18 protein-coding genes are annotated in these 21,765 nt (G+C 60.5%); 11 read left to right on the top strand and 7 right to left on the bottom strand.

The genetic code is table 11. The features are described 5' to 3' along the window. A partial coding sequence (locus tag AB5Z25_RS09645; RefSeq protein WP_368135429.1) for an FAD-binding oxidoreductase occupies positions 1-1,103 on the bottom strand: 1,103 nt, incomplete at its 3' end. Positions 1,104-1,449: 346 nt separating this feature from the next. Between AB5Z25_RS09645 and AB5Z25_RS09640 the strand changes: the two genes are divergently transcribed. The 3 genes from AB5Z25_RS09640 to AB5Z25_RS09630 all read left to right on the top strand — a co-directional run bounded on the left by AB5Z25_RS09640 (position 1,450) and on the right by AB5Z25_RS09630 (position 2,941). Next, positions 1,450-1,746, top strand: a complete 297-nt coding sequence (locus AB5Z25_RS09640; RefSeq protein ID WP_368135427.1) for a hypothetical protein — start codon at positions 1,450-1,452, stop codon at positions 1,744-1,746. Next, positions 1,743-2,252 carry a cell division protein FtsQ/DivIB gene (locus tag AB5Z25_RS09635; RefSeq protein ID WP_368135426.1) on the top strand — a complete coding sequence of 170 codons (510 nt, stop codon included), beginning with the start codon at positions 1,743-1,745 and terminating at the stop codon, positions 2,250-2,252. Before AB5Z25_RS09640 ends, AB5Z25_RS09635 begins: the two co-directional genes overlap by 4 nt. Positions 2,253-2,341: 89 nt before the next feature. Then, entirely contained in the window at positions 2,342-2,941 is a 600-nt protein-coding gene (locus tag AB5Z25_RS09630) for a hypothetical protein (protein ID WP_368135425.1), read from the top strand. A 31-nt stretch (positions 2,942-2,972) separates the two neighbouring features. Here AB5Z25_RS09630 and AB5Z25_RS09625 read toward each other — a convergent pair whose 3' ends face one another. After that, positions 2,973-3,185 (bottom strand): hypothetical protein, encoded by a 213-nt coding sequence (locus AB5Z25_RS09625; protein ID WP_217107698.1) that lies wholly within the window; start codon positions 3,183-3,185, stop codon positions 2,973-2,975. Positions 3,186-3,224: 39 nt separating this feature from the next. Between AB5Z25_RS09625 and AB5Z25_RS09620 the strand changes: the two genes are divergently transcribed. The 5 genes from AB5Z25_RS09620 to AB5Z25_RS09600 all read left to right on the top strand — a co-directional run bounded on the left by AB5Z25_RS09620 (position 3,225) and on the right by AB5Z25_RS09600 (position 11,196). Further along, on the top strand, positions 3,225-4,655 hold the full coding sequence (locus AB5Z25_RS09620; protein WP_368135423.1) for a hypothetical protein: 1,431 nt from the start codon (positions 3,225-3,227) through the stop codon (positions 4,653-4,655). Between the two features lie 118 nt (positions 4,656-4,773). Further along, positions 4,774-5,490 carry a DUF554 domain-containing protein gene (locus tag AB5Z25_RS09615; RefSeq protein ID WP_368135422.1) on the top strand — a complete coding sequence of 239 codons (717 nt, stop codon included), beginning with the start codon at positions 4,774-4,776 and terminating at the stop codon, positions 5,488-5,490. A gap of 87 nt (positions 5,491-5,577) precedes the next feature. Next, on the top strand, positions 5,578-7,338 hold the full coding sequence (locus AB5Z25_RS09610; RefSeq protein ID WP_368135421.1) for a TerB N-terminal domain-containing protein: 1,761 nt from the start codon (positions 5,578-5,580) through the stop codon (positions 7,336-7,338). Then, positions 7,331-8,635 (top strand): ATP-binding protein, encoded by a 1,305-nt coding sequence (locus tag AB5Z25_RS09605; RefSeq protein WP_117655190.1) that lies wholly within the window; start codon positions 7,331-7,333, stop codon positions 8,633-8,635. Before AB5Z25_RS09610 ends, AB5Z25_RS09605 begins: the two co-directional genes overlap by 8 nt. 116 nt (positions 8,636-8,751) lie before the next feature. Further along, the gene (locus tag AB5Z25_RS09600) at positions 8,752-11,196 is read left to right on the top strand and encodes a DEAD/DEAH box helicase (protein ID WP_368135420.1); all 2,445 of its coding nucleotides are present in this window, start codon (positions 8,752-8,754) and stop codon (positions 11,194-11,196) included. Between the two features lie 26 nt (positions 11,197-11,222). On the opposite strand, the gene AB5Z25_RS09595 is transcribed toward AB5Z25_RS09600, so the two are convergent. The 4 genes from AB5Z25_RS09595 to AB5Z25_RS09580 form a co-directional block, all read right to left on the bottom strand. Next, the gene (locus AB5Z25_RS09595) at positions 11,223-12,101 is read right to left on the bottom strand and encodes a spermidine synthase (RefSeq protein WP_368135419.1); all 879 of its coding nucleotides are present in this window, start codon (positions 12,099-12,101) and stop codon (positions 11,223-11,225) included. Next, the gene (locus AB5Z25_RS09590; RefSeq protein WP_368135418.1) at positions 12,102-14,006 is read right to left on the bottom strand and encodes an elongator complex protein 3; all 1,905 of its coding nucleotides are present in this window, start codon (positions 14,004-14,006) and stop codon (positions 12,102-12,104) included. A gap of 98 nt (positions 14,007-14,104) precedes the next feature. Further along, positions 14,105-15,004 (bottom strand): DUF4097 family beta strand repeat-containing protein, encoded by a 900-nt coding sequence (locus AB5Z25_RS09585; protein ID WP_368135417.1) that lies wholly within the window; start codon positions 15,002-15,004, stop codon positions 14,105-14,107. Further along, positions 15,001-15,717, bottom strand: coding sequence for a helix-turn-helix domain-containing protein (locus tag AB5Z25_RS09580; protein WP_368135416.1), 717 nt, complete (start codon positions 15,715-15,717; stop codon positions 15,001-15,003). The genes AB5Z25_RS09585 and AB5Z25_RS09580 overlap by 4 nt, the downstream gene beginning before the upstream one ends. 267 nt (positions 15,718-15,984) lie before the next feature. Between AB5Z25_RS09580 and AB5Z25_RS09575 the strand changes: the two genes are divergently transcribed. From AB5Z25_RS09575 to AB5Z25_RS09565, 3 genes are all read left to right on the top strand, one after another. Next, positions 15,985-16,857 (top strand): class I SAM-dependent methyltransferase, encoded by an 873-nt coding sequence (locus AB5Z25_RS09575; RefSeq protein WP_022094355.1) that lies wholly within the window; start codon positions 15,985-15,987, stop codon positions 16,855-16,857. Positions 16,858-16,975: 118 nt separating this feature from the next. Next, positions 16,976-17,815, top strand: coding sequence for a tRNA (guanine(46)-N(7))-methyltransferase TrmB (gene trmB, locus AB5Z25_RS09570; RefSeq protein ID WP_260699364.1), 840 nt, complete (start codon positions 16,976-16,978; stop codon positions 17,813-17,815). A gap of 309 nt (positions 17,816-18,124) precedes the next feature. Continuing rightward, on the top strand, positions 18,125-20,806 hold the full coding sequence (locus tag AB5Z25_RS09565; RefSeq protein WP_368135415.1) for a DEAD/DEAH box helicase: 2,682 nt from the start codon (positions 18,125-18,127) through the stop codon (positions 20,804-20,806). A gap of 79 nt (positions 20,807-20,885) precedes the next feature. Here the strand turns inward: AB5Z25_RS09565 and AB5Z25_RS09560 are convergent. Next, the coding region (locus AB5Z25_RS09560; protein WP_368135414.1) for a DUF2130 domain-containing protein at positions 20,886-21,765 on the bottom strand (880 nt) is incomplete at its 5' end.

Raw genomic sequence — 21,765 nt, 5'->3', positions numbered from 1 at the left:
ACCTCGGTGCGCGCGACCCATGTCGCATCGTCGCTGCCGCCCGCAAGCTCTAGTACCCACCCCAAGTGATACAGCTCCTCTGTCGCCCGGGCTTCGTCATCGCAGTCGAGCTCCACGTAGACACAGACCTTGGCGTCTTTGTCGAGCGCCGGCAGCGAGGCGAACGCGGTCGACTGCTCACGCTGACGACGCAGGATATCCAGGGCGCCCGCATCGAAATATTCGATGGCAGCCGCGTGGGACAGGACGGGACGCACGGAATCGGTGAAGGACACGGCCTTATCTTCGCTGTCAAAGAAGCAGCTCACGCCCCAAACGACCGCAGGCGCCGCCTGCAGGGCAATCTCGAGCTCGGTGATAACGCCGAGTGTGCCACACGCACCGATAAACAGATCGATGGCATCCATATCATCAGCAACGAAATAGCCCGAAGCATTTTTGGTCTTGGGCATGGTGTAGTCGGGAAGGTCGAGCTCGAGCGTGCGGCCCTGCACCGTGACGAGCGAAAGGCGACGACCCCGTGCAAAAACCTCGCCACGGTGAAGCTCGAGCAGGTCGCCATCGGTCAGCACGACATGAAGGCCTGTGACGTGAGGGCGCATGGGGCCGTAAGCGTAGCTACGGGCGCCGGAAGCGTTGCATGCCGCCATACCGCCCAGGCAGGCAGATGCCTCGGTGGGATCGGTAGGAAAGAATTGCTCGGGAGCTTCCTGGAACTCCTCGTAGACCTCAAGCGATGCCTGGTCCCAGCCGGCAGTCGGCAGCACTTTCTTGCCCAGTTGCTTGCGCAGCTCAGACAACACGACGCCGGGCGCCACACGCAAAAGAAAGCTGCCCTGCTCATCGCGGCGAATGCCTAGGTAGCGATTCATGCGGGAAGTATTGAGAATGTGACCGCCATGAGGCACGGCGCCGGCGGCAAGACCGGTCCGGGCGCCCTGAACCGTCACCGGGACACGCTCGGCATGGAGCTTTTTCAAAATGGCGCGGACCTCGTCCTCCGTTGTCGGAAACGAGATGCTCGAGGCCTCGCCCGATGTGCGAGACTCATCGCGGCCATACTCTTCGAACTCGTCGGTGAAGGGTTTGATGGTTGCCGACACGCGAACTCCCCCTTTAGCTAACTACAGTGTTTGCAGGGAGATGTTACCGCATCGTTTCGTCGACGTGTTCGAGACCGTCTCCATAATTGGCGATTTTTACGTACGTGCAATTCGGCGAGCGGCAAGGTTTCCTCGGCAGACGATGCTTTTGGCACATGTCGCCTTACCGCCAGCGACCACGCAATTGTCGCTCGAAAAAAGTTGAAGTAATTTTTACCACCTTTCACCTGCGGAGATGTCAATCCGTCAAGCATTTGGTCAGAAATTGGTCAAGTAGCGACTGATACGGTCGGCATCAACAGCCAAAACCAATGGAAGTTTTGGCCCCAGAAGCAGGGAGGTTCCCATGGCATATTACTGGCCCCAGTACGGCGTCGCCATCGAGGTCGACGACGATCCCTATCTCCTGCCTTTCGACGAAAAGGCGTTCCCCGATACGGCGGTCTACCACGTCACCACCGATGTTATCTGCGACCCCGAGTCGTTCTCGGCGCTCGCCCACCACATCGCGCGTATCCACAGCATCGAGCTCCCTCACGACTTCGACGAGCTCATCTACTCGCGCCGCCTGATGCTTCACATGCTCTTTGGAGCGGACCCGTCCACGTTCGCACGCGTCTACACCACCAAGGACGCCGCATGAGTGCGAAGAAGCCGCCCCGCCTTGCAGGACTGGGGCGTCGCAAGAAACTCGTCGTTGTCTGCCTGGCTATCGTCTGCGCCCTCATCGCCGTAGGGTTATACGCCTGGCAGTCGCAGCCCGTGCCCGAAGCGGGCGCCTCAGTCACGACGGCAGAGGGTAAATCACGCCAAGAAATCCAGGATGAGCTCGACGCCATCGTCCGCGACAACATGATGACGATCTCGGTCGCGCCGGTCGCACAGTTGCAGGAAGGCGGCAAGTTGCGCGTCAACGTCCAAAACGTCCAAGACAATAAATTTCCCCAGCGATTCCGCGTCATCCAAAACGACGAGACCATGTACGAATCCGGTGTGGTCGAGACCGGCAAGACAATCGAGACGTGCCCCGCCGGCGACATCAAAGAAGGCGAGGCGTACATCGAGATCCAGGCACTCGATGCCAAGACCCTCGACAGCCACGGCAATCCGACACGTGTCAAGGTACGGGTTGAGCAAGCCGAGAACTAGCTTTCCGGCCGACGCGGCACCGCACGCAATTCACCAGCATTCGTCCAATCATCGCGGGGACGGCCCGCGGCGAATAGAAAGGAACGACCATGGACATCACCAGGAACATGAACGGAGCCAGAGCGCTCGTCGTGGGCGCAGGGCTCGCGCTCGCGCTCGCAATGGGCGCCGCACCGACGCCAGCTATGGCAGCCGGGCGCGTTGGAACCACGAAAGTAATGGTCAGGACCGAGATCGACAACGTTGAGTTCAAAGTTCCGACGGTTATTCCCTTCGTCGCCAAGGCCGACGGCACGCTTCAGGGCCCCTCAGAAGACGCGACCACCATCGACAATCATTCGGCCTACGGCATCCATGTCACCAACATGAAGATCGATGCCATGAACACCTGGACCATTGCTGCCGACGCCAAGACCGGAACCGCACAGAACTCCATCGACTTTAAGGTCGGCCCCGACGGCGCGCTCCAGAACGCCAGCGCCGCAATGCAGGGGACGGGCCTCGATCTTTCCAAGAATGCAGCCTTCGACATGGGCTACCAGGGCATTGCCGGTGGCACGGACAAAATTAAGCTCAAGACAAGCGGAAACGTCGCCCGCGTCACGCGCGACATCTTCCGCGTAACCGGCGAAGGCGATCAGGTTGCAACGATCACCTGGACGGTCGAGCCCGGTGCGCACACGGCATAAGGCCGTCGCCCTGGCCGCCGCCGTCAGCATCCTAGCGTTTGGCCCAGCCATGGCCTTTGCCCAGCAAGAACAGGCGCAGGCCGCCACGCAAGTGACGGTCGACCTCTCGGGGCTCGACCGCGGCGACCGCGAGGAACCATTGGCGCAGACAGGCGATGGACGATGGCTCTTGGCAGCAGGCGCCACAGCAGCAGGCGCGGGAACCGCCGGCCTCGGCCTGCACATCAAACGCAGCCAGAAACAAAACACGGACAGGCCGCACTAAATTAGCTAAGGAGACCCCATGGCATCGAAGAACCTTTTGCCCGTCGTCGCACTCTGCGGCGCGCTCGCAACCGGAACGCCTGTCGCCGCTTGGGCGACTCCTGTCATGGCAGACTCCTTACCAGCAGCCCTAAGCTCCGCATCAAATCCGTCGAGCGCCATTGCGTGCAAGCGTTTTTCGATCGCACAGGCTGCAATCTCAACCTCGGGATGCCTTCGTCGTAATACGGACGGTTCGATAGTCGTGGATATCAATCGTTCGAACAAGGCAAACGGCTCCCAGGCGGGGTACGCCGTCTGCACGTGGCGCTCGGTTGTGCTCGACGCAGATGGCGATCCATGCAATTTAGAGCTGCGCATCGACATCGCTTCGATCGATGACTCGGCGAACGGAGCGAAGGTCGCCTTCGACGGTACGTTTTTTGAGAAAGGAGGCGGTATATGTCTGGGCTGCGCCGCCGCGAATGCAGACGACACGCAGCCCACCCTCTCATTCACGGCATCGTTGCGGCTGACCAAAGCCGACACCGATGCCATCGCGGCGGGAGAAGCGTCCCTGCTGTTCTACGCCGTCAGCACCAAAGACACAGACGCTCATTTCGAGAAGCCAGCCGGATCACTCAGCCTTACACGAGGGATAGAGGCAGGCCCTATTGAAATCGATGCCCACGCGCAAAGCAGGCAACGCATTCTTGCCGACCCGGCGCTTCTCGAAATGGAGTGGAGCGGATCCGGAGCCATCGGAATTCTCCCCTCCGCGCTTGACGCCAAGACGCTCCCCTCAAACGACGAGCCCATCAACGCAACCATACAAGAAGAGAGCGCGGACAAAGAAGCAGGTGCGGGCGACACGCCATCGCCGACAAACAGCGTCCCAGCTTCTCTCGAAGCACCGAATGAGCCCGCTACCGATCCAAACGATCCCAAGCTCGCGGACAGCCTGGGGCTTGCTGATCCTCAAGAGATCGATGAAGGTAACTGCTGCGTGCTTGCCGCGCTCGACCACACAGAGGTCATCGACGCTGCGAACATCGAAGTTGCCGCCGCCAATCAGCCCGTCCGCAAGTCGGCTATCATCGCATTTCCCGAATCCATCGAAGTCGTCTTTTTGCCATCGGGCGAGGTCGTGGCCCCAACACTGCTCACCTTGTTGGGCGCCAAGAATACTCGAAACGAAATTAAAAAGGTCACGGTTGTCGACCCCGCAACCACCGCCAAGCTGCGTCTATACGCCGTTGCTCCAGATGGAGGCAAGACCTTGGAATTCGATGGCGACACACTCCTAGCCTGGCGGCGTCTGGACATTATGCAAGACGTCTCGTATCAGATCGAACTCGAAGGGTTTGATCGTGCCCGCGATGCCAATATCATCGCCGCGGCTATTGAATCCCCGCAGCGGCTTATGACACTGCGCTTTGAATACTATCCCTATGTCCCGACAACCACCTGAGGCTTAAATGCTGCGCATCATTCCTAACACCACTTATATAACGTATTAGATGAGTCGCGATGTGCCTCGCATTTCGTTCTGCTACGATTGCCACGTTGGCATCAATACAGGAGGGCTCATGCCGGGCTTGGGAACAATCATCAACGTTGTGCTTTTAGTTGCGGGCGGTCTTTTGGGATTAGCGGGCGGCCGCTTCATTACACCGCGCATCCAAGACACGCTCATGAAAGCATCGGGGCTGTGCGTCCTGTTTATCGGCCTTGGCGGCACCATGCAAAAGATGCTCCTTATCGATGGGAAGGCGCTAGCGACCACCGGCACCACCATGCTCATTGTCTCGTTCGCCCTCGGCTCGCTCATCGGCGAGGCCGTCAACTTGGAAGCCGCCATCGAGAACCTTGGCGAATGGCTCAAGCGCAAGACTGGCAGTGAGGACGATAACGAGTTCACCAACGCTTTTGTCTCGACATCGCTGACCGTCTGCATCGGTGCCATGGCTATCGTGGGATCAATCCAAGACGGCCTGCTCGGCGACTGGTCCACGCTCGCCCTCAAGGGAGCGCTGGACTGCATCATCGTCTGCACCATGACGGCCTCGCTTGGACGCGGCTGTATTTTCTCCGCCCTGCCCGTCGCCGTGTTCCAGGGGACGATTACGCTGTTTGCCGGCGCGCTCTCCCCCATCATGACCACAGCAGCCCTCGACAGCCTTTCGCTCGTAGGATCCATGCTCATCTTCTGCGTCGGCGTCAATCTCATCCGTCCTCAGACCTTCCGCACGGCCAATATGCTTCCCTCCGTCGTCATCGCCGTCATCTACGCCCTCCTGTTCTAAATCTATCAACGCAGCGGTATCTCGAACATCTGTTTGATGCTGTGCTATGATATGAGGTCACCGTAGCTGCGTTCGAGAGGAGGAGCGGTGGCCGACCAGGACATCAAGATGCTCATCGAGCGCATTATGGCCGAGGCCCGGACCCATCAGTCCGCCCGCTTCTCAAACGAAGTCTACGCAGACGAGCCGATTCTCAAAACCGGCCGACAGATGCAAAATTTCCTCCCCGACCAGTACCGCAAGATGCGTGAGATATCGCGTTGGCAAGAAGACCCCAAGGGCGGTGCGGGCCGCTGGCTTTCGGAAGCCGAGCTTTTTTACCGCCAGGGCCTGCTGATGGCCGACTTTGAGGACGACTGTCCCTACAACGGCACCTTTAAGTCGTACTTTCCCACCTACAACGCTATGAGCGACCGACAGCTGCGCGGCTACTTTACCTGGCGTGCCCAAGTGCGCTGCGGAACCGTCGAGGAAACGTCTACGTCTTTTGCCTTTCTGTATCTCTATGAGCTGATTTGCGGCATTGGCGTAGATGATCCGCTCGATGGTTTTAACAAGATCAAGGCTTTTTGGAATGTCTATCGCGCCTTCGAGCCCGGCATCGACCGGTTTGCGCGCGTGTGGCTGCAGGATTACGCCGTGTTCCACGGGCTCGACCCCAAGCTGCTTCGTGACTCTAAAACCGTCATGTTCGATAACGCCCTTATCGAGCTGCGACGCGCGGCACGAGACCTTGTACCAGCACCGGCACCGTCCGGCCAGACCCCCAAACGTCGCAAAACCTCCGAGCCCACGCTCCCCCTTCCGCCCGATGAGGTGCGCGAGGAGCGACTCATGGCCGCCATCAACGCCCTCTCCACGTACAACCTAAGTAACTCGCGGCTCGACCGCAGCCACCACCGCGATCTGCGCCACGTGGCATGCACCGTGTATGTCCGTATGGCGCGCTACTATGACACGCACCGAAAGACCGGCATCGTGGCGAGCTTGTTTGGGGAGGAGACGGCCATGCCCTACACCATGTTTGCCTCGGCCGTATTCTTTGCGCCCGAGCGCCACGAGGACTGCGAATACCGCCTGGATCCTATCCATATCTACCGTTGCCAAAACGGCTTTTGGGAATGCATGCGTATCCACGGCAGCAGGCAAAAGAGCAGCAAACTCGGCGAAATGATGCGCGCCTGCGACCAACGCCTACGCCTGGCGCTGGACCCCGCCCACCCCCTAAAGGAGGAGAAGGTCCCCAAATATCTGACCAAGATCATCGATGACGAGATCGTGGCATGGCTTTCGTGGGATGCCGCGCACCAGCCCGTCAAGATCGATATCGATTTGAGTCAGCTGGGACACATTCGGAGCGCCGCCGCACAAACGCGTGAGGCGCTTTTGATCGATGAGGAGCGCGAGGACAGCGCGCCTGTGGAAGCCGAGGCGACGCTTATCGAGCAACCGAACACCGAGTCTGCGCCCGGCATGACTGCCGAACCTGGCAAGATGACCATACAGCAAGACGAACCCGACGAGCCGACTGTCTCCACCGAAGAGTTTGGCGTCGTGGCACCGCTCCTCGTGTCTGTACCCGCGCCCGTAACGCCCGCGCCCGCCGAAGCCGCGAACAAACTCGCGCCTGCCGCAACCGCGTATCTGCGTGCACTGCTCGAGCAAAACGCAGCGCAAGCGACATCGGCAGTGGCGCACTCGGGCAAGAGCGAGGACATGCTTGTCGACAGCATCAACGAGGCGCTCTTTGACCTGGTGGGCGACACCGTAATTGAATTTAGCGCGGCAGGGCCGCAGATTATTGAGGACTACGAAGCAGACGTGAGAGGATACCTAGACCATGAGTGATACCGCATCCGCAGCACCCCGCGTGCCCAAGCGCGTCGCTGCCGTCATTCTCAACTCGCTCAAGGGCGGCGTGGTCCCGCGCATCGGCCTTCCCTACATTACCGTAGGGCGCGAGGTCGAGATCCGCGCCCTGCTCACCGATCTGAGTCTCATCGCCGACGGTGGGGCGAGCTTCCGCTTCCTGGTCGGTCGCTACGGCGCCGGCAAGAGCTTTTTGCTCCAAACCATCCGAACGCATGCCATGGGCGAGGGATTCGTCGTCGCCGATGCAGACTTATCCCCCGAGCGCCGTCTGCAGGGCGGGCAGGGGCAGGGCCTTGCCACCTACCGCGAGCTCATACGCAATATATCGACCAAGACGCGCCCCGAGGGCGGTGCGCTCAACCTTATTCTTGATCGCTGGGTCGCCTCGTGCGCCGACGTCGACGAGTCGGTCGTCAATGCCCAACTGGCCCCGCTCGAGGAAATGGTCCACGGCTTCGACTTCACCCGCATGCTCCGCCGCTATCGCACGGCCGTATCCGAGGGCGACGAAGAAGCCATGAGCCGCGTGACCAAATGGATCCGCGGCGAATACCGTACCAAGAGCGAGGCTCGCGCCGAACTGGGGTCCTCAACCATCATCAGCGACGATGACTGGTACGACTACGTCAAACTCATCGCGCGTTTTTTGGTTTGCAGTGGCTACAAGGGCATGTTGGTGCTCATCGACGAGCTCGTGAATCTGTATAAGATTCCCAACGCCATCACGCGCCAGTACAACTACGAGAAGATCCTGACCATGTACAACGACACACTCCAGGGCAAGGCGCAGTACCTGGGCATGATCATGGGCGGCACGCCAACCTCCATCGAAGACCGCCGCCGCGGCGTGTTCTCCTACGAGGCCCTGCGCAGCCGACTCGCTCAAGGCCGCTTTGCACGCGAGGACCTTAAGGACATGCTCGCGCCCATCATCCGTCTGCAGCCACTCACCTACGAGGAGCTGCTGGTCTTGATTGAAAAGCTCATGCAAATTCACGCCGGCTACTTTGGCTGGACGCCCACGCTTACCGAGAACGACTTGGTGGACTTCCTCAAGATCGAATTCGGTCGCGTGGGAGCCGACACGCATCTGACGCCGCGTGAAGTCATTCGTGACTTTATCGAGCTGCTCGACATCCTATGCCAAAACCCCGACGCCAACGTGGCCGAGCTACTGCAAAGCGTTGGTGGCGACGCGCTGGCGCCGGCAGCCGCAACAGGCGACACCGATACCGCAGGCGGCGACCGTAACTTCGCCGAATTCACCATCTAACCTGCCAAAAAGGGACAGGTTTATTTTGGCAGGTTTTATCTGGGCAAACGTTGAAGCAGTCATGCAGCAAACCACTGCCCACCGCGTTGAGAGATTAGCTGTTGAAAGGAGGCCCCGTGAACGCCTTTGACCGCTACGCCCCGTTTATCCAAGACTTCATCTATTCCCACGATTGGGAGAGCCTGCGCTCCATTCAGGTTGCGGCGGCAGATGCAATCTTTAACACACAAGACAATGTGCTCCTGACGGCATCCACAGCTTCCGGCAAAACCGAAGCGGCCTTCTTTCCCATCCTGACTGAGTTTTGGGAGAACCCGCCCGCGAGCGTGGGCGCCCTCTACATCGGCCCCCTCAAAGCGCTCATCAATGATCAGTTCGTCCGCCTCAACGACCTGTGCGAAGAAGCCGACATCCCCGTCTGGCACTGGCATGGCGATGTCTCGCAATCACACAAGGCCAAACTCATCAAAAAGCCAAGTGGCATCCTACAAATTACGCCCGAGTCGCTCGAGGCGCTCCTGATCCATAAGCACATGGCGATCCCGCGCATGTTCTGCGACCTGCGCTATGTGGTTATCGACGAAGTCCATTCGCTCATGCGCGGCGACCGCGGCGGGCAAACGCTCTGTCTTATCGAACGCCTCTCGCGCATGGCCGGCGTGCAGCCCCGCCGCATTGGCCTTTCAGCCACCATCGGCGACCCCGAGCGCACGGGCGCCTTTCTCTCGCAGGGAACGGGACGCGACTGCGTTATCCCCCGCTTTGAAGAACCGCGCCGCGTGTGGCGCATCTCCATGGAGCACTTCTACAACTCGGGTCCCCAGGCACAGCAGCGGGGATTCGAGAGCATGGGTCCTCAAGAGGCCGAAGTGCTTGCATGCGAGCGCATTGAGGCAGCGGCACCCACGGCGCTGCCGGCCGGCACCCAAGACATGCGCCACAGCGGACAGCTCACACAGGAGGAGCGCCGTCAACGTCGCGAGCAGGCACGGGGCAAGGCCGCTCCCAAAGACCGTCGCACTTCCTCGGCCCCCGAGGGCGAAGTCGACATCCCACGAGCGACCGAGCAGGCGCTTCTCAACCCCACCGACACGGCGCCCGACAACGCCGACCCCGGTATGGGCTATATCTTTGAGCATACGCGCGGCCGCAAGTGCCTGGTCTTTGCCAACTCGCGCGAGGAGGCAGAGGCCGTGTGCTCCATGCTGCGCAGCTACTGCGAAAGTCGACACGAGCCCGACCGCTTTCTAATCCATCACGGCAACCTTTCGGCATCGCTGCGCGAGACGGCCGAGGAGCTCATGCGCGACGAGGAGCAGACGCAGACAACCGTCACCACCTCTACGCTGGAGCTCGGTATCGATATCGGCCGCCTGGAGCGCGCCTTCCAGATTGACGCGCCGTTTACCGTCAGCTCCTTTTTGCAGCGCATGGGGCGCACGGGACGCCGCGACCTTCCGCCCGAGATGTGGTTTGTCATGCGCGAGGAAGAACCCGAGCCGCGCACGATGATGCCCGAAACCATTCCCTGGAAGCTCCTGCAGGGTATCGCGCTCGTACAACTCTATCGCGAGGAAAAGTGGGTCGAGCCGCCCGAGCTCGATCGACTCCCCTACAGCCTGCTCTATCACCAGACTATGTCGACCCTCGCCAGCACCGGCGAGCTCACGCCGGCCGAACTTGCCCAACGCGTGCTCACGCTCAGTTATTTCCACCGCGTCTCAGCCGATGACTATCGCGTACTGCTGCGCCACCTCATCAAGATCGACCACATCCAGGTCACCGAGGGCGGCGGGCTGATCGTGGGTCTCGCGGGCGAGCGCATCATCAACAACTTTAAGTTCTACGTCGTGTTCCAGGAAAACGAGGAGTTCACCGTTCGCAGCGAGTCGGCCGAGCTGGGCACGATCGTCAATCCGCCCCCGCCCGGTGAGCGCATCGCCATCGCCGGACACTGCTGGATTGTCGAGGAAGTGGACTGGAAGCGCCACACTGTCTTTGCCACGCAGGTCAAGGGCCGGGTGCCGGCCTACTTTGGCGACTGCCCCGGAGACATCAATACGCATGTACTCGAGCGCATGCGCAAAGCGCTCAACGAGCATGCGGCATATCCGTATCTCATGGGCAACGCACGGGCACGTCTTGCACAGGCTCGCCATACGGCCGAGATTTCGGGCGCGGGGGCCAAGCCGCTTATTAACCTGGGCGGCGACACCTGGGTGCTCTTCCCCTGGCTGGGCAGCTACGCCTTTTTGGCGCTCGAGCGCTTGCTTAAGATTAAATGCGCCGCAAAGCTGGGCCTTCGCGGGCTCGATCCGTCGCGTCCATACTTTATGCAGTTCAAGATGAAGGCCGACAAGGAGACGTTCTTTGAGGTGCTCGCAGCCGAGGCCGAAAAGGACTTCGACCCCATCGAGCTCGTCTATCCCGGCGAGGTACCTTACTTTGATCGGTACGACGAGTTTGTTCCCGAAGAGCTCGTGCGCAAAGGCTTCGCCGAAGGTGTGCTCGACATCGAAGGCATGAAGCAGCGTGTCCGCAGCTGGCGCGACCACGCCTAAGACCAGTCTTTTTGGGACGGGGAGACTTACTTGTCGTGAAGGACGGTGCCGAGGAAGTCGGTGTCGAAGGGCACAGCTTCGGCAAAGGCGTAGTCGCCGTCGCTGGCGATGAGTAGATAATTCTCCTCGCCGCCGAACTCCGTATCGCCACAAGGCACCACCCAGGCGCGAGCGAACACCTCGACTGCCGTGGCAGCGCAGTCGCGCAGGAACGTCACGTCGCTCCCCTCGTTTGCGCTCACGATATTGGCAACGTAGATACCCCCGGGGTTCAGGCTGCCTCGCACCAAACGCAACGCCTCAACCGTCGCCAGTTTGCGTACGGGCTCGGCACCGCCAAAGCAATCGCTCACGACCACGTCGTAGCGACGATGTCCCACGCTCGTCACGCCCAGATACGAGCGAGCCTCGGCGGTTATCACCCGCAGGCGATCGCCCACCGCGTGCTCCAGCTCATCCAGGTAGAACCAGCGGCGCGCCAGGCGCGTAATCTCGGCATCGTACTCAATGACGTCCATGCGCAAGCTCTCGTGCGACATCAGCGCGAACTTGGGATAGGCAAACCCACCGCCGCCCAGCATAAGCGTACGGTCGATACCGTGACCATAAGCGTCACGCATTGCGTCCTCGGCCTCAAACACATCGTCAAATGCACGATAATACGCAAAGACGGGCTCTGCCCAACGATCGCCAACATGGCTTGCGCTTTGGTAGACGCCGCCCTGCACGAGCACGCGAATCTCATCGCCGCCCTCATCGTGCACGCGTTTCACGCGCGCCAACCCATTGCGGGTTCGCGCAACCTGCAGACAGGCAGCACGAACAGCGACAGCGGCCGCACCAAGCGCCGCGGCTCCCAGAGCAACGCCGGCAACGACGCCGGCAGAAACACTCGGCTTGTTCATCTAGAGCTCCTTTTGCAGATAAAGGCCATGGTCATAAAATCCAAGATGGCGATAGTACTCGCGTGTGCCAATCGCGCTAATCACGTTGATACGTGCATAACCCGCATCCCGGGCAATCTCACACGCACGCTCCACGAGCAGACGCCCCAGACCGTGATGCTGAGCCGCCTGACCTTGATCCCCCACGCGTGCCGCCATGCCATACACGTGCACCTCGCGAATCATTGCCTCGTCCGGCGTCGTCGGCAACTCGTCCGCATGTGCGGCAACAAAAGCGCGAACGGGCAGCGACAGGCGCAAAAAGCCGGCGATCTTGCCTTCGGGCGTCACCCACTGCAAAAAGCGTTCACGCGTCACCGGCGTCTCGTATGCGACCTCATCAAGAGATAGCTCATCCAAGTCGGCACCCGCGGTACTGATCTCGCGATAGCGAATCTCACGCACCGTCGCACCGTCACCCCGAGCAGCCAGGCGGTTCTCAACGAGCTGACGCAGGTTGGGCTTCTTGTTGCCCACCATAATGTCGTCGGAACTAAAATCGCGGATCATGCGACTGATACGGCAGAACGCCGGCGTCACCACGATGTCGTCGGCCAGCACGTCGAGCAGTTCTTCCTCGGTATAGGGGCGCCACTCGCCACGCTCGTAACAGCCCACCAGACGCGAGCCCTCGATGAGCGCGCACGGGTAGACCTTGACCTCGTCGGGCATAAAAGCGCCCTCGGTCATAAAGCGCTCGTAGTCGCGTTTATCCCCCTCGGGCGTGGCGCCCAGCAAGTTAAGCATAAAGTGAGCGTGGATCTTAAAGCCAAACAGGCGCGCAAGCGAAAACGCCCGCTCGATCTGAGCCACCGAAATGCGACGCTCGTTGATATCGAGCAAATGCTGGTCGAGGCTCTGGATGCCCATCTGAATCTTGGTGCAACCCAGGCGGCGGATAAGCGTGAGGGCCTGCGGCGTTACGGCATCGGGGCGCGTCTCGATAACGAGCCCCACCACGCGATGCTTCGCCGTCTCGTTGATGCGCTGCTGACGCTCAAGCTCCTCCATCGTTGCCGTCTGCCACTCGGCAACCTCGCCCCACGGCGTACCGGGGCCGTACAGACGACGCACCGCGCGGTTATACCCACCCACGGCAGCATCCACACGCTCCTGCTCGTCGGCAACGCCGGCAGCAAGCTCAGCCTCGTCTGTCGCAATGCCGGCAGCCCGATAGCGCTCGCGACGCTCCGCCACCACCGGCGGCAGCGCATCGGCGGGCGCGTCATCGAGCAGGCGCCCCGCCTCGGCACGGCTGATGCCCGGACGCGCCAACATGGGGTTAGCCGCCACACCAGCCACGGCATCGTCATTGAGCGCGCGGAAGAGCTCCAACATAAACCACGCCTGATACCCTTGCGGATAGTCGCTCCAGGTGCCACCAAGCACGATGAGCTCAATCTTATCGGTTGCGTGCCCCATCTGCGAAAGCGCGGTCAGACGAGCGCTCACCTGCAGATACGGGTCAAAGCAATTTTGCTCCGCACGGGCGCACGCCGGCTCGGCGTGCAGGTAGCTTTTGGGCATGCGCAGATCGTTGGGACAAAACAGGCAATCGCCCGAGCATGGCCAGGGCTTGGTGATAACGGTAATGGTCGCCACGCCCGAAGCCGTGCGACGAGGCTTCATACGCAGCACCTGCAGCAGTCGACGCTCCAGCTCGGCATCGACATTCCACCCAGCCCAACGAGCCGGCTCCTCACGTTTTACCCGCTGGTAGAACGGCAGCAGACGGCGCTTGGCCAAATCGCGTTTGTCGGCACCCTCACGGCGCGCCTCGGCATGTATCAGTTTGACGAGCGCTTTGTCGTCCACGGTCTCGCCGCGACGCAGAGCCTCGAGTATGTTCAAGATAATCTGTTCCATGACCCCATTGTAAAGGCAAAGGCGCCGGAGCCCGTCACGGCTCCGGCGCCTCCATCAAACAGCGCAGCTATGGTATATAAGTCTTCGATAACCGCCCGTCACTCTGAATCAAATGACATGTCGCCCGAACCGACCTCAAAACGATACGTAGCAGACTTATCGCCGTTATCGAATTCAAGATTCAAAATGGTCTCGCCGTCGTAGCCAAGCGGAAGGAAATCGCTCTCGAAGTCGCCGCTGCCCAAGGTAAGGCTCGCCTTAAAGCCCGTCGAGTTCGGAACCATCATCTCCACATCGCCCGAGCCCACACTCACGTCCATCGACTTCGCGGGGGCCTGGTAGAGCTCGAACGTCACATCGCCCGAACCGACCTCAGCACTGAGCGCATCAGTCACGCTGCCCGCAAACTCTACATCTCCCGCACCCAGGAAAAGGTCGAAACCATCACAGGTGACACCGGCAATCTGCAGATCACCCGAGCCCACGTGCGCGTTGACTCCCTTCAGATGTTCGGCAACACGGCGCGGCAGCTCGACCGTGACCGAGCGATCGATTGCCTTACCGTCATCACTTCCAAACTGGGAAACCTTGAGCGTCGAGTCCTCGACGGATGCGATGTTCTGCGTCGCGGCCTTGGAGGCATCCATACCATTGGCAACGCGTCCCCGCTCGATAACGCGAGCCTTGTTACCATCAATAACCTTGACGTCCACCGTAGCCGCATCGATATCGAAATCGAGGTAGCGAAACTCATCGGCATCAAAGGTCGTGCACGAAAGCTGCTGAGGCCGAGCGGAATAGCTGCCGTCATCCAAAAGATCGTCATCGTCAAACATATCGTCAAAATCAGACAAATGGCCAGATAGAATACCGGCCGTACGCACCATATCGGAATGAGCCAATAGCCGCGAAGTGCCAAAGACAAGCCCGATGATGAGCACAAACGCTCCGATGCCGACGCCCAAGCGTACCTTGGATTCATGCGAAAGCTTCATCATTCACCACCCTCTTTGGCAATCGGCGCAGCGGTAGTCGCGGTAGCCACGTCAGTATCAACCGGAGCGGAAACATTCTGAGCCCTAGCGACCGCCGGTGCCGGGCCAACCTGAATATCCCCACGCGCCCAATCACCATCGAGCGCACGTGCCACCCAGTGATAGATGGGAATCGTAAAGAAGATCAGTGCGGCAAAGGGGCCGGCACCAAACAGGAACATCAGCAAAAAGAACAGCAGCCAGCACACGGCCCAATACGGGAACGACTGGAACGGGCCCTTCACCGGAGTCGAGCCAACTGCGCCGCCACTCGTCACCTGCGCCGTAGCAGCATTGGCGGCCTGCGCACTCCAGCTTGCCGCTTGTGCCGCCTTGGCCGCAGCATCACTCGCCTGTGTTGCCGCCTCGGTGGCGCGCGCCGCCGCCTCATGGGTGCGGGCACGTTCCGCCGCCTCGGCCTCGCGCTGACGGGCGCGGTCCTCGTTCTCAAACTCGATATCGTCCTCGATCTCGTCGCTCGGATTGAGCAGCTCGTCCAGGCTCACGCCATAGAGCATGGCGAGCGAGATCAAGTTCTCAGTATCGGGCGAGCTCTCCGCGCGCTCCCACTTACTGACCGCCTGGCGCGACAGCCCTAACTTTCGCGCCAGCCCTTCTTGGCTAAAGCCCTTGCTGCGACGAAGGTCGGCGAGCCGCTGCGCAGTTTCTACATTCATGGTTCCTCCTATGTGATGCCAGCCGTGCCGCCGGACCGTTTTTGTTCTTAAGGCGCCTTGCACAGTTAAAAATCTATCCGCCACCGCCAAAAGCATGCCACCTATTCTAGTGAGATTTTTGACAACCGGCGGTTGCGGGTGCATATGAGCTGCGGAAATGTGTCCAAACAAAGCAATGACCCGTAGCTTGGTTGTCCCCGTTGCGGCGTTAACGGTAGTATGGTCGTACTGTTTATTCCGCACCGCCAACGGAGGGAGTTCCGCGCCGTGAACCGCGATTTCGCCTCATCGCTTATCCAGCTCAACAATACGTTCTATCGCGAGCACTCCGCCTCCTTCTCCGATACGCGCCAGGCCCCGTGGCCCGGCTGGGTGCGCACAATGGATATCGCGCTCGAACAGCTCGACGTCGCCACGATCGAGCATCCCGTCCGCGTCTTCGATCTTGCCTGCGGCAATATGCGATTCGAGAACTTTGCCGCCGGCGGCGCACTTGCCGCCAAGGGCGTCGACGGGGCAAACCCCTCGGCAGATGCCAGTTGCCCGTTTGAGTTCTACGGCGTCGACTCGTGCCAAGACCTGGCCATCGATGCACATGGCCACGCGCTACGCATTCCCAACCTGCACTTCCAGGAACTCGACGTGCTCGATGCCCTTATGAAGCTCAACCCCGCCGAGACGCCCGACGTGCTTTTCGACGCACCGCTCGCCGACATCTCGGTCTGCTTTGGCTTTATGCACCACGTGCCGTCGTGCGAGTACCGCGTACGCGTGCTCGACGCCCTGGTGCGGCAGACGCGCCCAGGAGGCATCATCGCCATCAGCTTTTGGGAGTTTATGAACGACGAGCGCATGGCGCGCAAGGCCGTTCGCGCCGAGGCCCGCGCCGAGCTCACCCCGCCGTTTGAGGGTTACGATTCCGCGCAGTTTGAAGCCGGCGACCACCTCATTGGCTGGCAAAACGACCGCCACGCCTACCGCTATTGCCATCACTTTGACGATCAGCAGATCACCGACCTGGTGCGCGGCGTCCGTACGTTCTACAAGAGCGGCGAGGTCCCCGTGCGTGAGCTTGAGCGCTTCCATGCCGACGGTCGTAGCGGCGAGCTCAACCGCTATGTGATTCTCAAGCGCCTGTAGGCATCGACGACTCGCCGCCGAGCCGCACCGCATCTTCCGGGCAAACTATGCCCGCCCTTTTTCAATCCATTGACGGAACGTGCAGCTATGCGTTCCATACTTATGACCAAGGAGCCTCATGGGAGCCGTCCACGTTCGCACGCCTAAGAACTTTGTGCTCGAGGAGCGCCTGGAACGCTACGCCGATGCGATTGAGACAAACCCCGAGGCTTATGCCGGAGATTGGCGCAAGGCCTGTGCGCCCGCAGGCAGCAAGCCCTTCGAGCACCTTCACCTGGATCTTGGCTGTGGCAAGGGAACGTACCTTGTAGAGCGCGCGGGCCACGAGCCAAACACCCTCTTTATCGGCATGGACCAGGAGCCCATCTGCATTGCCTATGCCGCGCAGAAAATCTGCGAGCAGGAGCTATCCAACGCACTCGTCCTGCCCCGAGGCGCCGCATCGCTGCCACAGCTATTTGCCGCAGGCGAGCTCGATGCCATCACCATCAACTTTCCCACGCCGCAGCCCAAGGCCAAGTACGCCAAAAAACGACTCGTCCATGTCGACCATTTGATGCTCTACCGCCCGCTCTTTGCAGCCAACGCCACCGTCACGCTGCGCACCGACAGCAAACCATTGCGCGATTACGCCCTGGGACAGTTTGCCGCGGCCGGCTACGACACGCTTTGGGTAAGTGACGACGTACGCCGCGACCATCCCGAGCATCCCGAGACCGAGTACGAGCGCCGCACGCGCGAGATGGGTGCCGCCGTCTATGGCATTCGCGCCACACCTGGAGCGCAGCCCAGCGATGAACAGCTCGCGGCGGGCCGCGCGCAGGAGCAAAGCCTTGCCTGCTACCTGCCCGAAAACCTCGATGCGCTCACCTATGTACCTCTGGGCATGGAAGAGGCCGTCGAGAACTTTAGAAACCGCGCCCGCAAAGGCAAGAAGCGCCTGCCGCAGGAGTCCTAGGGGCTTCTGATGGTCGCGGCGTCGGCAAACAAGTGAAAATAGGCGTCAGCGAACGACCCTCAAACCTAAGTGAGTAGACTTTTTTGCAATAGCCAAGCACAACCCGCATAACGAAAACTAAAACCGCAGGTAGAGCTCTTGCGCAAAAGCCATGTGCTCGCGATATTGCAAAAAGTCTACTCACTTAGCTGGCAACTGCACCAAACGGCCGGGCAGAACGCCCATTTCCTGCATTTTCTCGCGCGCTGGCACCCCGCGCCGCCGCTACGCCATAATAGTTGGCGGACAATCGCGAGAGAAAGCAACCACATGGCACAGACCACGACAGATACCGCCGCCAGCACCGTCTCCGGCGCCGGCGCCGCCAGCTCATTCTCGGGCGGCACGGGAACCGAAGCCGAGTTTGGCTCGCTCGGCGCGCTCTCCCCCACCTGGTGGGAGCCCGAGGACGGCAGCGAGCCCGAACCGTGGCTCACGCCCGACCAAGCCTTCGAACGCTTCTTTGAATGGACGAGCGATCGCGGCATTGAGCTGTGGGATCACCAAGAAGAGGCCCTCATGGACCTGGCTGCCGGCGACCACGTCATTTTGGGAACACCGACCGGATCGGGTAAATCGCTCGTCGCGCTGGGCATGCTCTTTATGGGCATGGCGCAGGGCAAGCGCTGTTATTACACGGCTCCTATCAAGGCTCTGGTCAGCGAAAAGTTCTTCGATCTGGTACAGGTGCTCGGCCGCGATAACGTCGGCATGATCACCGGCGATACGCACATCAACACCAAGGCGCCCGTCATCTGCTGCACGGCCGAAATCCTTGCCAACGATGCGCTGCGCGAGGGCGAGGACGCCGACGTGGGCTGCGTGGCCATGGACGAGTTCCATTACTTTGCCGACCCCGACCGCGGCTGGGCTTGGCAGGTGCCGCTGCTCACCCTGCCCCATACGCAGTTTATGCTCATGAGCGCCACACTTGGCGATGTCACTGCCATCGCCGCCTCTCTCGAAGAGCACACCGGCGCTGCTTGCGACTTGGTTGTCGACGCCCCGCGTCCTGTTCCGCTGAGCTACGACTATGTGACGACCTCCCTCGAGGGCACGGTCGAGCTCGCCATGCGCCGCGGCGAGGCCCCGCTCTATATCGTGCACTTTAGCCAGGATGCCGCCCTTGCGACGGCGCAGTCGCTCGCCAATTTTGGCATCGCCAGCAAGGAGCAGCGCGAGGCCATTAAGGAAGCGGCAAAGGGAACGAGCTTCTCGACGGCCTTTGGCAAGATTCTCAAACGCCTGCTTGGATGCGGCGTCGGCGTGCACCATGCTGGCATGTTGCCGCGCTATCGCCTCCTGGTCGAACGCTTGGCGCAGCAGGGCCTGCTGCCCGTCATCTGCGGCACCGATACGCTCGGCGTCGGCATCAACGTACCCATCCACACCGTGGTGCTCACCGCGCTCACCAAGTTCGACGGCTACAAGATGCGTCGCCTGCGCGCCCGCGAGTTCCATCAGATTGCCGGTCGCGCCGGCCGCTCGGGCTTCGATACCGAGGGCATGGTAATCGCCGAGGCCCCGGAGCACGAGATCGAGAACGCCAAGCTCATGGCCAAGGCGGGCGACGACCCCAAAAAACTCCGTAAGATTAAAAAGAAAAAGGCCCCCGAGGGTTTTGTCACCTGGAACAAGCAGACCTTTGAGCGCCTGATTGAGACGCAGCCCGAGACGCTCAAGCCGCGCCTGCGCATCACGCACTCCATGGTGATTAGCGTGGTCGAGCAGGGCGGCGATGCCCGAGCCCGCGTACACGACCTCATCGAGACGAGCCTGCAGACTTCCGAGGAAAAGGCTAAGCTCGAGGTTCGCGCCGACGAAATCTTCGCCACGCTCATCGATTCCGGCGTCGTCGTTCGCACCGAGGTGCCGCCCGCGCCTGACGCCCCGACTGACGCCGCACCAGACATCGACTATGCGCTGACGGTCGACCTGCCCGAAGACTTTGCGCTCGACCAGCCGCTCTCGCCATTTTTGCTTGCCGCGTTGGAGCTGCTCGACCCCGAGAGTGAGACCTATACCATGGATCTGATCTCGATGGTCGAGGCTACGCTCGAGGACCCCAAGCAGGTATTGCGCGCACAGGAGCGCGCCGCGCGCGACCACGCGATGGCCGAAATGAAGGCTGACGGCATCGAGTATGAGGAGCGCTTGGAGCGCATTCAAGACGTCACGTACGAAAAGCCGCTCGAGGATTTGCTCGACGCCGCCTTTGACAAGTACTGCCAGGAAGTGCCCTGGGCAAACGACTACCAGCTCTCTCCCAAGAGCGTTCTACGCGATATGCTGGAAAGCGCGAGCGATTTTAAGGGCTATATCCAAAAGCTCGGAATCGCCCGCTCCGAGGGCATTCTGCTGCGCTACCTGGCAGAGGCTTACCGTTCACTTGACCGCACCGTACCCATCGAGAAGCGCGACGAGCGTCTGCGCGACATTATCTCGTGGCTGGGCTTTGTGGTGCGCTCGGTGGACTCGAGCCTGGTGGACGAGTGGGAGAACGCCGGCAACCCGGCAGCCCTCGATGCTGCGCCGCCGCAGGGCATCGACGAGGTCGTGGCGGACCGTCGCGGCTGCACGCTGTTGGTGCGCAACGCGCTCTTCCGCCGCGTGACCCTTGCCGCCCGCGAGCACGTTCGCGACCTGGGCGAGCTCGACGACAACTGGGGCATGAGCGAGATCCGCTGGCAAAAAGCACTCGACGCTTACCACGAGCAGCACGAGGAAATCCTCACCGACGGAAATGCCCGCAGCGCCGCGATGTTTTCCATCGATGAGTCCGACGAGAAGACCGCGCACGTATGGCACGTGCACCAGATCTTTGCCGACGAGGATGGCGACCACGATTTTGGCATCATGGGCGATGTCGATCTGGACACCACGCAAGACGGCGGCGAGGTCATCTTCAAAAACTACCGCGTCGGCTTTATCGAGGACCTGCTCGGGAACTAGCCGGGCACAATGGAACGAAACGAAGCGGGGCCGTTGGCAATATCGCCAGCGGCCCCGCTTTTGCACTATACGCTATGCCTTACTCGGCATCCTCGACCTCATACGAATCCGCCTCGGCTGGCTCATCGTTTGTCTCCGCCGCAGCCCCGCGCGCCTCGTCAAACGCCGCCTTCATGGTCTTGTTGCCCCACGTGAGCTTGCGAATGGTAAGATCGTCGGCCTTCTTGTTGGCTAGGCGCAGATTGTTCTCGGAGGACAGCAACGCCTCCTTGGTTTTCTGCAGATGGCTAATCGTCTTGTCGATCTCATCGATCGCCGTTTGGAACTTGCGGCTCGCGATCTCGTAGTTGCGACCGAAATCATTCTTGAACTTTTCCATCTTGGCTTCGAAGTTCGTGACGTCGATATTCTGCTGTTTGTACTCCGCCAGCTCCTGCTTATAGCGCAGCGAACCCATGGCGGCGTTGCGCAGCACCGTAATCATGGGAATAAAGAACTGCGGACGGATCACGTACATCTTCTCGTAGCGATAGCTCACGTCCACGATGCCGGCATTGTAAAGCTCGCTCTCGGGCTCGAGCAGCGTGCAGAGCACTGCATACTCACAGCCCTTCTGGCGACGATCGTGGTCGAGCTTCTTAAAGAAGTCCTCGTTCTTGTGCTTGGTCGCAGTCTCGTCGTTCTCGTTTTTCATCTCGAACATAATCGAAATGACCTCGTTGCCGCTCGCGTCGCACTCGCGGAAGATAAAGTCCCCCTTGGTGCCCTCGGACGCATCGTTATCTTTCTCAAAGTACGCGTTAGGAAACGCCGTCATGCGTAGGCGGTTAAACTCGGTCTCGCAGTGCTGCTCGAGCGACTCGCCCACCATCTTGGTGGACAGGCGGATCTTCATTTCCTTAAGGCGCTCAATCTCTTCGTCCTTGTAGCGGATCAACTCGTCGCTCACGCGCTTGGCC

It is taken from the genome of Collinsella aerofaciens (assembly GCF_040910325.1).
GTDB lineage: Bacteria > Actinomycetota > Coriobacteriia > Coriobacteriales > Coriobacteriaceae > Collinsella > Collinsella aerofaciens_BL.
This window is presented reverse-complemented; position numbering and strand designations above follow the sequence as displayed.